We start from the raw sequence: 12,638 nt of genomic DNA, 5'->3' as shown, positions 1-12,638 counted from the left end.
TCGCACAGAGAGTCCGCGCATCGAGACGACCGCAGCTACGCGCGGCCACATCACCCGACCTCGTCAAGTTTCCACCGGCCTGTCCGCTGGACCAACTCGAACTCAGCGTGGGCATCATGATCCATGTCTTCTACGCGGATCTGCTCGACGAACTGGCCAACGACGTAGCCCGCATGCCTGTTCCATTCGTCCTAATGGCTTCTGTCGTCGACGAGCAGGCTCAAGAAGCGGCACTGTCCCGTTTTGGAGCGATCCCGAACGTAAGGGCCTTGCACGTCCGCATCGTGCCCAACCGTGGCCGCGACATCGCGCCGTTTCTGCTGACCTTCCGCGAGGAAATCCTCGCGCTCGACCTCGTCTGCCACCTGCATACCAAGAAATCGCTCTACTCCGGCAAGGAGCAGGGGGCATGGCGACGCTACCTGATCGACGCCCTGCTCGGCACCCGCGACCGGGTCGCCTGGATCCTGGGCATGTTTCAGGCAATGCCGCGCTTGGGCATGATTTATCCGGAAAGTTTCGCCTCGATGCCTTGGTGGGGGCACACATGGCTGTCCAATGCCGGGTGTGCACGCGAACTGGGAGCCAGGCTTGGCATAGGGATCGATCCAGGCGCCTATTTCGACTATCCCGCCGGATCAATGTTCTGGGCTCGCACTGACGCGTTGCGTCCGCTGTACGAACTGGGACTGTCGCTGGATGCGTTCCCATCCGAGCTCGGGCAGACCGACGGCACGATGCAGCACGTCGTGGAGCGGATGTTGGGTCTTATCGTGCGTCATCAGAACATGGTTCTCGGCATCCTGCCGGCGAACGGTTCAACCGGCCTGAGGAGTGAGGGCGAGCGGAACTGGATGTCCTATTTCAACGCGAGCCTGGCAGACAAGATCGCCTTCGCCGCAGTCGACGCGCGCATTGTTTCCTTTGACTTGTTCGATACCCTCGTCTGGCGCCCGTTCCTGCATCCCTCCGGTGCCCGGAACTACCTCGCCGATCTGGTGGAAAAAAAGTTCGGCCTGGTGGATTTCGCCATCTTGCGCACGCGTGCCGAGGAGATGGCGCGTGCGAAGCACGGCCGCGACGTTGACTGCGCGGCCATCTACGAAACCATGGCACGCCTTCCCGAACTTCGCGATATGCCCGTCACGGATATCCGAGAACTCGAACTGGCCACCGAAAGGCATCTCCTTAAACCCAGGCCGGCCGCGATCGAGGCCGCCCAGGCGCTCGGCCGCTCCGGCGAGCTAGTCATCGCGGTTTCCGATATGTACTTCGACGCGAATGAACTCGAACGCGTGCTTCCCGCGTCGGTTTCCGCGGTCGTTCGGAAAGTCCACGTATCCTGCGAAAGCGGCTGGCGCAAGGACACCGGCGAAGCCTGGCAACACTTGCCGCGGACAGAACATGTCCCCCGCGACGAGTGGCTGCATGTCGGCGACAACGAACATGCCGATGTCCAGCTTCCGCAGGCACTGGGCTTCATCCATCCGGTGCATGTCATGCGTTCCAGTGCGCTGCTTGATGTTGTACCGGCTCTACGCAGCCTGCGCCCGAAACCAGAACAGCTCGAACGCTGGCAAGAACAGTTGTGGCTTGGGCTGATCGCTAACCACTTCAATGAATTGGCCGATGGTCGCCCCGAAGCCTTTGGCCAGCAACTCATCATCGAAGCACCTGAAACACTGGGCTACGTCGTCTTGGGGCCGCTGCTCCTCGACTACAGCACCTGGCTGGCGCGTCTGGCGCTGGAGCGCCGCGCGCAAAGCATCCTGTTTCTCAGCCGTGAGGGGCACCTCCTCCAGCGTGCCTTCCGGAAGTTGCAACTGACCAGTCCCAGCCTAACCTCCATCCAGGCGCATTATCTGCTGGTGTCCCGACGCGGCATGAACACACCCTCGTTGCGAAACATCGAGGACCTGGCAAGCGTTTTCGCGGCACCCTATACAGGTACGCTGGAAAACCTGCTCAATGCCCGGCTCGGCGCGCGGGTCGCTGCTGCTGCAGCCGGGCAACTCGGCAAAACCGCCATCGCAAATGACGTATTCCTGCCAGAGATGAGCGCAAAACTCATCGACTTGCTGCGCCCGGCTGCTGCGGCCATCCTCGACATCGCCAGGACGGAACGAAACGCCTATCTTCAGTACTGGGATAGTCTGAACAGCGACCGCAGCGCCATCGTTGCAGACATCGGGTACGCCGGAACCATCCAGACCGGCCTTTCGACACTGACCGGACAGCCCTTGGGTGGGGCCTACTTTGCGGCGAAACCAACCATCGAGCAGGTTTGTGTGAACGATGGCTGGGCGCATGCCCGCTTCCACGACGCACGCGGCAACAGCCCCCCCGAATCACCGGTGATGAAGTACCACCTGATGCTCGAGGCCATCCTCACCTCTCCGGAAGGCCAGTTCTCGCACTTCGAAGCGGGTGTGGAGGGCCCTCCTGTTCCGGTTCATTTCCAGAACGCAGTGAGCAGGAGTGCATGGAATGTCATCGAACGTATCCAAGCTGGCAGCCTACGCTTTGTCGACGATGTCTACGGTGTGACCGGCGCCTCCAGCGTCGATCTTGCTTTCAGCTCCGCCCACGTCCAGGAGCCGCTGCGATGCACGGGCTCAGGGCTATGGCGACTGGGTGACTGGGCCGACGCACTCCGCATCGAGGACAATTACACCGGCCGGGGGAACGTAGGTACCGCCGATAACCATACCGGCTAAAGCGAGCGTGCAACACCCGAACGGGGCCGTACAACTTGCAGATATGGGCTCAGGTTACAATGCCTCTTTCTGATTGCCATATCTTAAATACTGCAAGGATCCACCGATGAAAATTCTGGTCGGCTACAAACGCGTCGTGGACTACAACGTGCGCATCCAGGTCAAGCCCGACGGCAGCGGCGTGGTCACCGACGGCGTCAAGCTGTCCGCCAACCCGTTCGACGACATCGCGCTGGAAGAGGCGCTGCGCCTGCGCGAGAAAGGCGTGGCCACGGAAGTGGTGGTGGTCGGCATCGGCCCGGCCGACCTCACCGCGCACCTGCGCAACGGCCTGGCGATGGGTGCGAACCGCGCGATCCACGTGGTCGCCGCCGACGCCGTGCAGCCGCTGACCGCCGCCCGCGTGTTCCTCAAGCTGGTCGAGAAGGAGCAGCCGGGCCTGGTGATCCTGGGCAAGCAGGCGATCGACGACGACGCCAACCAGACCGGTCAGATGCTCGCCGCGCTGTGGGACCGCCCGCAGGCCACCTTCGCCAGCAAAGTGGAGATCGCCAACGGCAAGGCCACGGTGACCCGCGAGGTCGACGCCGGCCTGGAAGTGATCGAGGCGGAACTCCCGGCCGTGATCACCACCGACCTGCGCCTCAACGAGCCGCGCTTCATCAAGCTGCCCGACATCATGAAGGCGAAGTCCAAGCCGATCGACACGATCGAGTTCAGTTCGCTCGGCGTCGAGGCGCACGACCACCTGAAGACCACGCACTACGCGGCACCGGCCAAGCGCAGCAAGGGCGTGATGGTGAAGGACGCGGCCGAGCTGGTCGCTGCGCTGAAGCAGAAAGGGCTGCTGTAACCACGTCATTCCTTCCCTCTCCCTTTGGGAGAGGGTGGCCGCAGGCCGGGTGAGGGTACGGGCGAGGCGGAATACCCACGCACCACCGAACCCTCACCCCAACCCCTCTCCCGCAGGGAGAGGGGCTCAAGAGAGAGACAACGACATGAGCAAGATCTTGGTCATCGCCGAGCACCTCGGCGGCAAACTCAACTCCTCCACCGCCCGCGCGGTGAGCGCCGCCATCGCGGTGAAGGGCGAAGCGATCGACGTGCTGGTATTGGCCGACAGCGTCGACGCGATCGCCGCCGAGGCGGCGAAGATCGACGGCGTGAGTCGCGTGCTCACCGTCGCCCGCGCCGAGAACGCGCACCCCCTGGCCGCCGTGCTGGCGCCGCAGATCGCCAAGGCCGCCGCCGGCTACAGCCACGTGTTCGTGCCCTCCACCACCTTCGGCAAGGACGTCGCCCCGCGTGTCGCCGCCCTGCTCGGCGTGGCCCAGGTCAGCGACGTGATGAGCGTGGAAGGCGCCCACACCTTCAAGCGCCCGATCTACGCCGGCAACGCGATCATCACGGTCGAAGCCGATCCCGCCTACGCCGTGGTCGCCACCATCCGCTCGGCCTCCTGGCCGGCTGCCGCCATCGGCGCAAACAACGCGCCGGTCGAGGCGTTGGCCGTCGACGTCGTGCTGCCCACGCACACCCGCTTCATCGAGCTGAAGCAGGGTGCCAGTGACCGCCCCGACCTGCAGAGCGCCAGCAAGGTCGTCTCCGGGGGCCGCGGCGTCGGCTCGAAGGAGAACTTCGACATCATCTTCAAGTTCGCCGACAAGATCGGCGCCGCCGTCGGCGCCTCGCGCGCCGCGGTCGACGCCGGTTACGTACCCAGCGACCTGCAGGTCGGCCAGACCGGCAAGATCATCGCCCCCGAACTGTACATGGCCATCGGCATCTCCGGCGCCATCCAGCACCTCACCGGCATCAAGGATGCCGGCACCATCGTCGCCATCAACAAGGACGCCGAGGCACCGATCTTCGAAGTGGCGGATTTCGGGCTGGTGGGGGATCTGTTCAAGCTCATTCCGGAACTCGAAGCTAGCCTTTAAGTTCAGACGTGCCATCGGCTGGAAAGCCATGGCGATAATTCGCAATCGCCGCTTCTGGGAAGCTCATGCATACCATCCCCATCAATGCACTCGACCGCCATATCAGGCCATTAACCGAAGAATTGATGCGCGCCAGCGCCGCCGTCATTGCCAGCGGCTACTACGTTCTTGGGCCAAACGTAAAAGCATTTGAAAAGGAATTTGCCGAGTACTGCGGCGTTTCCGACTGCGTCGGCGTCGCCAATGGCACCGAGGCGCTGGAGTTGGGGCTTCGCAGCATAGGCATTACCCAAGGCAATCGCGTGGCCGTGGTTGCCAACGCCGCCATGTATGGCACTACCGCCGTACTCGCCTGTGGTGCCGACCCAGTCTTCGTGGACATCGACCCTGCCGCTCACACGATGGATCCCGCGTCGCTTGAAGCCGTGCTCGCCTCCGGCTCCATCGACGCCACCATCGTTACCCACCTCTACGGCAGGCTGGCTGACATGGATGCCATCATGGCGTTGGCCCGCAAGCACGGGTTCGCCGTGTTCGAGGACTGCGCACAAGCCCACGGCGCACATGACGCCTTTGGCCGACGCGCTGGCAGCTTCGGCAAGGCAGCCGGCTTCAGCTTCTATCCCACCAAGAACCTGGGCGCCATAGGTGATGGCGGCGCTATCGTCACCAACGACCCTCAAGTTGCCGGCACGCTGCGCAAATTGCGCCAGTACGGCTGGGCAGCCAAATACTGCAACGAGCTTCCCGGTGGCCGCAACAGCCGCCTGGATGAGCTCCAGGCCGCTTTCCTGCGGATCATGCTGCCTCAGCTGGATGGCTGGAACGCGCGCCGCCGGGAAATTGCCAACCGCTACTCCCGGGAGATCCGCAACGAGCGCATTCGGGTTCCCGCCATCAGCGGTGCGGAGTACGTCGGCCACCTTTACGTCGTGCAGGCTACGGATCGAGCCGAACTCCAGCGTCACCTGGCAGCTGCCGATATCGGCAGCGACATCCATTACCCCGTTGGTGACCACCATCAGCCTTTTTTCGGCAACCGTTACGTCACAACGCAACTGCCAGTTACCGAAGCCGCGTGCCAAAGCGTCCTTACGTTGCCATGCTTCCCTGAATTGAGCGACGATGAAGCGACACGAGTGATTCAAGCATGCAACAGCTTTTGAATCCACGTTACTCGCTCGTTATTCCCGTTTACCGCAATGCGGAATCAATCGACGCATTGCTCGCCGCGGTACGCCACCTCCAAGAACAACTTGACCACCGCCTCGAAACCCTATTCGTGATCGACGGCAGTCCGGATGACTGCCACTGGCAACTGCAGACCAAGCTGCCGGCGAGCGGTCTGCGTGCCAAGCTGATCCTTCTTTCACGCAATTTCGGTGCATTTTCCGCGATTCGGGAAGGCCTGCTGCACGCACGTGGCGATTTTGCCGCCGTGATGGCCGCCGATTTGCAGGAGCCGCCGGAACTGGTGCTTGAGTTCTTCCGGCGCCTGGACAGCGATGAAGGCGACATCGCCTTCGGTGTACGTGAAGCCAGGCACGATCCATGGCTGTCGCGCCTGATGGCCAATACCTTCTGGCGGATTTATCGGCGTTTTGTACAGCGAGACGTACCCGTCGGGGGTGTTGACGTCTTCGCTGTGAACAGGCAATTCCTCGACCGCGTAACGGCATTTGGCGAGGCGAACGGCAGCCTGCTCGGCCTTCTGTTCTGGATGGGGGGGCGCAGAATATTCGTGCCGTATATGCGTCGAGAACGCGCCCACGGCAAGAGTGCCTGGAGCTTTCGCAAGAAACTCACCTATCTGCTCGATAGCGTCTTCGCATTTACCGATGCACCAATTCGGCTACTGCTTGCCTGCGGGATGGCCGGCTTGGGCCTCTCCGTCGCCCTGGGAATAACCGTCTTGGTAGCTCGCCTGATTGGCTTAGCCATGGTGCCCGGCTATGCAGGTACCATGCTTGCGGTGTTGTTCTTTGGTGGGCTGAATGCGCTCGGGCTGGGGCTGGTCGGCAACTACGCCTGGCGTGCCTACGAAAACACCAAGCATCGGCCTCTCAGCATTCCCATGCTCATCGAAGAGTTTGGCGCACCCAATCAGTCGGATACACCCCGTGAAAAAACTGAACCCTGATCTTGCGGCACATGCACTGATCTCGCCATTAGCTGTGCTGGGCACGAATGTCGAAATCGGTGCCGGCGTCATCATCAACGGCAGCTGCGACATAGGCGACAACTGCGTCATCGGCACAAGCGCGGTTCTCGACCCCGGAACCGACGACGCACACATCATCGTCGAAGCCGACGTCCGCGTCATGGCTTCCGCGACTATCGCCGGATCGGTGCGTATCGCTCGCGGCGCTCTGGTGCAGCCGGGTGCGATAGTCATGCGGGACGTCCCCCCTCACGCTATCGTGGCTGGAAATCCGGCACAGATTGTCGGTTACACCACAACCCAGGCCGATGCCGCAAACACTCTCGGCACACATCCATTCGATACGCCGGGTGTCACCACTTCACAGGTTCGCGGTGTCACCCTGCACCGTTTGTCCAAGGTGCTTGACCTGCGCGGAAATCTAACCGTTGGAGAGTTCGGTCGCACGCTCCCCTTTGAGGCAAAGCGCTACTTCATGGTGTTCGGCGTACCCAATGCAGAGGTGCGCGGCGAACACGCGCACCGCACTTGTCATCAGTTCCTGATCTGCGCGCACGGCAGTTGCAGCGTCGTTGCCGACGATGGCCACACCAGAAGTGAATTCGAACTGGACGACCCCTCGGTAGGCCTGCATCTACCGCCGCTGATCTGGGGTATCCAGTACAAGTACTCGCACGATGCCGTCCTGCTGGTGTTCGCGTCCGAATTCTATGACGCATCCGAATACATCCGCACCTACGGCGAATTCATAGAGCTGGTATCGCGGAAAAATCCCGAATGAGCGAGACATCCACTACCCCCCTCCTGCAAGCTTCAGCCATGCAAGACCTGCGCGCAGGCATTGCGGGTGCTGGCGTGGTATCACCTCACGCGTTCATTCGCGGGCTCGATGCCGGCTATGACCGCGAAGTTATGCTCGATCAATGGTTGCGCCCACTGAACGAGGCTGACGACCTTCGCTTCCGCTTCCAGCATGGTGACAGCGGCGAGCACTGGGTGCTGATGGAAAGCCTGCCATGGGATTCCGAATTCTTTGGTCGAGGCATGGCACGGCTCAACGCCGTCATCCAGCCTGGCATACCCGTGCCCCTGCGCACCGATACGAGCCACGCTGCCGAGGCGGTTCGCGCAACACTGGAGCTCGCAAAGGCGCGCGGCATCGATTACGTATTTGCCCCCGTCAGTCCTAACGACCTGCCGACCATTCGCGTTTTGAGCACCTGCGGCTTCGACTTGATCGAAACCCGATGCCATTACCACCGGCCGCTGAATGCCCCTCCCACGCAGCGTCACTCCACCAGACTAGCCACCACTGCGGACATACCTTCGCTCGCACATGCCGCGCGAGTCATGGTGAATCCGTTCGATCGCTTCCACGCCGACCCGGCGGTCTCTGAAAAGGATGCCGACCGGCTCATGGAACGCTGGGTAGAAGCATCCATCGCGGGTGGATTCGCTGATGCAACCATCGTTCCTGATGTCGATGCGCCAGAAGCTTTTTGCACCGCCAAGTATCACCGCGAGCACTGGGCGGGCTGGGGTTGCAAACTTTCCCAGCCCGTGTTGAGCGCGGTGGCTCCCAAACACAAGGGCTGGTACGTAAAGATCATCTCCGAGCTGGATGAGCATTTGCGTAGCATTGGCGCCGAACATTCCTTCCTCATTACCCAGATCACCAATAACGCCGTCATTCGCAGTTGGGAGAAGCTGGGGTACGGCTTCGGCAAGGGTGAACACATTTTCCGCAAACTACTCTGACCACGAGCCATCATGACCGAGTGCAACGAACTACTCACGGCAAATTGGAATCTGGCGCAAAGTACGACGCGCGAACTCCTTTCGACCATCCTGTCGAAGCGGCTGGATGAGGTGCTGGTAGAGGGAGACAACCTCGACCAACTTCGACAGATCGAGCGCCTCGGCTTTCCACTGGAGCCGGCATCAGCCGGATATGGCAACGAGAGTGCCGCGACGCCGAAGCCTGAAGGCGCACAAACTGGCGCGCTGCATCGCTGCATGCTGCTTCCGCACCTTTCCCACTCGCGACTGCCGGTACAACAGCATGAGTTCTCCGTAAGCACTGAAGATGTCCGGCGCTACGGAGAACAGAGCGGCGACCTCAACCCGCTGCACTTCGACGATGACGTCGCGCGCAAGCACGGGTTTGCCGGGCGCATTTCCCATGGCATGCTGTTCAACGGATGGTTCACCCGATTGCTGGGAACCGAATTCCCAGGCGCAGGTACAATTTACCTTCGCAGCACCTGTGTCTACCTGGCCCCGGTCTACCCGGACACCCCCTACACGGTGCGGATCTCCACACCACGCCATGACCCGTCCCGTGGCGCGTACCGCATACTGGCGCAATTGTTTTCCGCCGATGGGCAGCATGCCACCATCGCCTACGCCGACGTGCTGAACCGCGCGCCGCGGTGGTAGCCCATGTCTCTTGCGCGGCTCCTGTCACACAAGCACATTTCCGCTGAAGCACTGCGCTTCCTCCTGGGCGGAGGGGTCAACACCCTGCTCTCATACGCCATCTACTGGCTGTTGCTGCCTTGGCTCAGCTACCCGGTCGCCTACACCATCAGCTACGCGGCAGCGATATTCACTGGCTTCGCCATCAGTACGTGGTTCGTTTTCCGCGCCCCTTGGTCATGGCACAAGCTGGCCGCTTTTCCACTGGTGCAGTTGTTCAACTACCTGCTGGGCTTGGGCACCGTCACCGTATGCGTCCGCTATCTTGGCATCGACGCAAAGATTGCCCCCGTGCTGGCTACCGTAATCGTGCTGCCCGCCAATTTCCTGCTGACACGCAGCTTGATGCGGCTTCGCGTACAAAAAGGATAACTGTACCGGTCAGCACCAAGCAGGCGATACGCAAAGCGGCGCGGATGCGCAGTATGGTGATAAGAGGTGAGCGAATTCAACTTTGAAGTGCTGCACCTCAACGAGGTAAGAGACCCATGGTCGGCTTTTTCAAGAAGAAGGTATCGTGCCATCTCATCCTAATATCGGTGATTGCCATACTTGCTTGCCTCTTGGCCTTCCTGCTCGGTAGGCACAGGGGCTTCAATCTCGCGGACGAAGGTTTCCTCTGGTACGGCGTCGAACGAGTTTTGCGTGGAGAGGTGCCGATCCGTGACTTCTCCTCCTACGATCCAGGGCGGTATTACTGGGCGGCGTTTTGGTTGTGGCTCTCCGGGACACAGGGTGCGGTCGCAGTACGCACCGCAACTATGATGTTCTTTGCATCAGCCGTTGTTCTGGCCGCTCGCGCAGTCTGGCTGCAATCGTCCGACCGAACTACAGTGCGGTATCTGCTCGCGATGGTTGCGGTGGCTTGGTTCCTGGTGTGGATGATCCCGTGGTGGAAGAGCTACGATGCGGCGATCTCGATTCTCCTGGTGCTGAGCCTTGGTCACGCACTGGCGCAACCGCAGCCAAAGCGCCTCTTCTTGCATGGGCTAGTGGTTGGTCTGGCAGCGGTTTTTGGCCGTAATCACGGACTGTATGGACTTGTTGCTTGTTTTCTATCTATACCGTTTGTGTTTCGTCCGATTGGTCGACCATCAAGACTTCGCGTAACGGCCGCTTGGGCAGCCGGGATCCTCATTGGCTATATGCCGATGCTCGGGTGGCTGGTATTTGATCATCAGTTCCACGTTATGTTTTGGGATGGCATTCGCTTTATCTTGTTTGAATACAAAGGAACAAACCTCCCATTGCCGGTTCCATGGCCTTGGCGGGTTTCATTCGCGCAAGACTTCTGGATGGTCGCGTGGCAATTAGCGATTGGGCTCTTATTCTTTGCGCTTCCCTTGTTTTGCATAGTCGGTATTGCCGTCGTCAGTATCCGTCACGCAAGACGATCGTCGATACCGCCACTTTTTCTCGCGTGCGTTCTTACGGCCATCCCGTATACGAACGTTGCGTTTTCCCGTGCGGACATGGCGCACTTGGCACAAGCCATTTATCCCGGGATGATCGGCTTTCTGGTATGGCCGGCCTCACGAAATGATCGTGTGCGCTGGAGACTGGCAATAATTGCTGTGCTCACCATTCTCTCGCTATTGGCTGCATTGCCGATGCATCCGGGCTTCATGTCCCGGCTCCAGGGGAACTGGCGGGTGGCTGATATCGGGGGCGAGCATCTGGTAGTCGATGCCGCGACTGCGCGGAGTGTGAAGGCGATTCAGACGTTGTCGAGTCGACATGGCGTGCCGCCGGCGACAATGGTCACTGCGCCGGTGTGGCCGGGCGCTATGGCGATGCTGCATGCGCGTTCTGCCGCTTGGGAAATCTATCCGTTGGTTCCTCGCAATGAAAGCTTCCAACGGCAGGAGATCGCACGGGTTGCAGATGCACGGCCGGGGCTGATTTTCATTTTAGACATCGCCGTTGATGGTCGCCCGGAACTCCGTTATTCGGCTACACATCCTTTGATCTGGCAGTATGTGCATGACCACTATTTGGAATTACCCCCCGATAGAGATCTCCCCGGTGTCTCCACCTTTGTCCCGCGTGTCCAGAGCACTAATGGCAATCGGTAAGAGCCGTGTTACCTCTATCGCAATAATTATTCTTGCGAGATGTCCCCAAGCAGAGGTATCTGGGGGCACACGTGGCCAAGGTGAGGTGGAACGCACATGACTTCGTCACTACGGGCCACAGATAGGGGCTCAGACGGCGCGGTAATCCCCCCACTTTTAACTGACAGCAAAAGTGGAGCTAAGCGGCGAGTGCCAATTTCTGCATCGGCGTGATGCCACCGAGTGCCATGTTCGGGCGCTCATGGTTGTAAGTCCATAGCCAACGGGTGGCCATGTCCTGCACCTGTTCGATCGAGTCGAACAGGGTTCGAGCCAGCCAGGCGTAGCGCACGGTTCGGTTGTAGCGTTCGACGTAGGCATTCTGCTGCGGCTTACCCGGCTGGATATGCTCGATCCGGATGCCCTGTTGCTCCGCCCAGGTCAGTAGCGTGCCACTGATGTATTCCGGGCCGTTGTCGCAGCGGATCGCCTGTGGTTTGCCACGCCACTCGATGATCTGCTCCAGCGCCCGGATCACGCGGACTGCAGGCAGCGACAGATCGACCTCGATGCCCAGCCCTTCGCGGTTGAAGTCATCCAGCACGTTGAACAGCCGGAAACTACGCCCGTCGCTGAGCTGGTCGTGCATGAAGTCCATCGACCACACCTGATTGATCGACTCGGGCACCGCCAACGGCTCGGGCCGCTCGCGCACGATCCTCTTTCTAGGTTTGATCCGCAGGTTCAATTCCAGCTCCCGGTAGATGCGGTAGACCCGTTTGTGATTCCAGCCGTAGCCCTTGACGTTGCGTAGGTGCAGAAAGCACAGGCCGAAGCCCCAGTCACGATAGGCCGTGGTCAGGCGAACCAGCCAATCCGCGATGCGCGCGTTCTCCGCGCTCGCCTTGGCCTGGTAGCGATAGCCGGTCTCGCTCAGTGCGAACGTCTGGCAGGCGTGCCGGATACTCGTGCGCCCGTTCTCCACTGCCCATCGGGCCATCTCCCGGCGTTGAGATGGCCTCACCATTTTTTTGCCATCGCCTCCTTCAGCAGCTCGGCACTGAGCTGCGCGTCGGCGTACATCTTCTTCAGGCGCCGGTTCTCGTCCTGCAGCTCCTTGAGCTGGGACATCAGCGACGCATCCATGCCGCCGAACTTGCTGCGCCACTTGTAGAACGTCGCCGTACTGATGCCGTGCTCGCGGCACAGTTGCGGTACAGGCGTGCCGGCCTCGGCTTGCTTGAGCACGGCCAGGATCTGGCTGTCGGTAAATCGGGACTTTTTCATG

11 protein-coding genes are annotated in these 12,638 nt (G+C 60.8%); 10 read left to right on the top strand and 1 reads right to left on the bottom strand.

Annotation, left to right across the window (positions count from 1 at the left end):
- Positions 1-107 precede the first annotated feature (107 nt).
- From UUA_RS11805 to UUA_RS18565, 10 genes are all read left to right on the top strand, one after another.
- Complete coding sequence (locus tag UUA_RS11805) at positions 108-2,717, top strand: rhamnan synthesis F family protein (protein ID WP_274378156.1); 2,610 nt, start codon at positions 108-110, stop codon at positions 2,715-2,717.
- Between the two features lie 106 nt (positions 2,718-2,823).
- A complete protein-coding gene (locus UUA_RS11800; protein WP_008437104.1) occupies positions 2,824-3,570 on the top strand; it encodes an electron transfer flavoprotein subunit beta/FixA family protein in 747 nt (248 codons plus the stop codon).
- A 145-nt stretch (positions 3,571-3,715) separates the two neighbouring features.
- Positions 3,716-4,657 (top strand): electron transfer flavoprotein subunit alpha/FixB family protein, encoded by a 942-nt coding sequence (locus UUA_RS11795; RefSeq protein WP_008437102.1) that lies wholly within the window; start codon positions 3,716-3,718, stop codon positions 4,655-4,657.
- 65 nt (positions 4,658-4,722) lie between these two features.
- Positions 4,723-5,823 carry a DegT/DnrJ/EryC1/StrS family aminotransferase gene (locus tag UUA_RS11790; RefSeq protein ID WP_039953884.1) on the top strand — a complete coding sequence of 367 codons (1,101 nt, stop codon included), beginning with the start codon at positions 4,723-4,725 and terminating at the stop codon, positions 5,821-5,823.
- The gene (locus tag UUA_RS11785) at positions 5,808-6,797 is read left to right on the top strand and encodes a glycosyltransferase family 2 protein (protein ID WP_039953883.1); all 990 of its coding nucleotides are present in this window, start codon (positions 5,808-5,810) and stop codon (positions 6,795-6,797) included. Before UUA_RS11790 ends, UUA_RS11785 begins: the two co-directional genes overlap by 16 nt.
- A complete protein-coding gene (locus UUA_RS18880; RefSeq protein WP_167316982.1) occupies positions 6,778-7,599 on the top strand; it encodes a WxcM-like domain-containing protein in 822 nt (273 codons plus the stop codon). Before UUA_RS11785 ends, UUA_RS18880 begins: the two co-directional genes overlap by 20 nt.
- 38 nt (positions 7,600-7,637) lie before the next feature.
- Entirely contained in the window at positions 7,638-8,576 is a 939-nt protein-coding gene (locus UUA_RS11775) for a hypothetical protein (protein ID WP_039953881.1), read from the top strand.
- Positions 8,577-8,588: 12 nt separating this feature from the next.
- Positions 8,589-9,257, top strand: a complete 669-nt coding sequence (locus UUA_RS18570) for a MaoC/PaaZ C-terminal domain-containing protein (protein WP_008437096.1) — start codon at positions 8,589-8,591, stop codon at positions 9,255-9,257.
- Between the two features lie 3 nt (positions 9,258-9,260).
- Entirely contained in the window at positions 9,261-9,668 is a 408-nt protein-coding gene (locus UUA_RS11765) for a GtrA family protein (protein WP_008437095.1), read from the top strand.
- Between the two features lie 116 nt (positions 9,669-9,784).
- A complete protein-coding gene (locus tag UUA_RS18565; RefSeq protein WP_008437094.1) occupies positions 9,785-11,371 on the top strand; it encodes a hypothetical protein in 1,587 nt (528 codons plus the stop codon).
- A 178-nt stretch (positions 11,372-11,549) separates the two neighbouring features.
- Here the strand turns inward: UUA_RS18565 and UUA_RS11755 are convergent.
- A protein-coding gene (locus UUA_RS11755) for an IS3 family transposase (RefSeq protein WP_238533019.1) occupies positions 11,550-12,637 on the bottom strand; the annotation gives its coding sequence in 2 pieces (ribosomal slippage) (positions 11,550-12,385 and positions 12,385-12,637; 1,089 coding nt in all).
- Position 12,638: the final 1 nt, after the last annotated feature.

Origin of the sequence: Rhodanobacter thiooxydans LCS2 (assembly GCF_000264375.1) — a bacterium.
Taxonomy (GTDB): Bacteria; Pseudomonadota; Gammaproteobacteria; order Xanthomonadales; family Rhodanobacteraceae; genus Rhodanobacter; species Rhodanobacter thiooxydans.
This window is presented reverse-complemented; position numbering and strand designations above follow the sequence as displayed.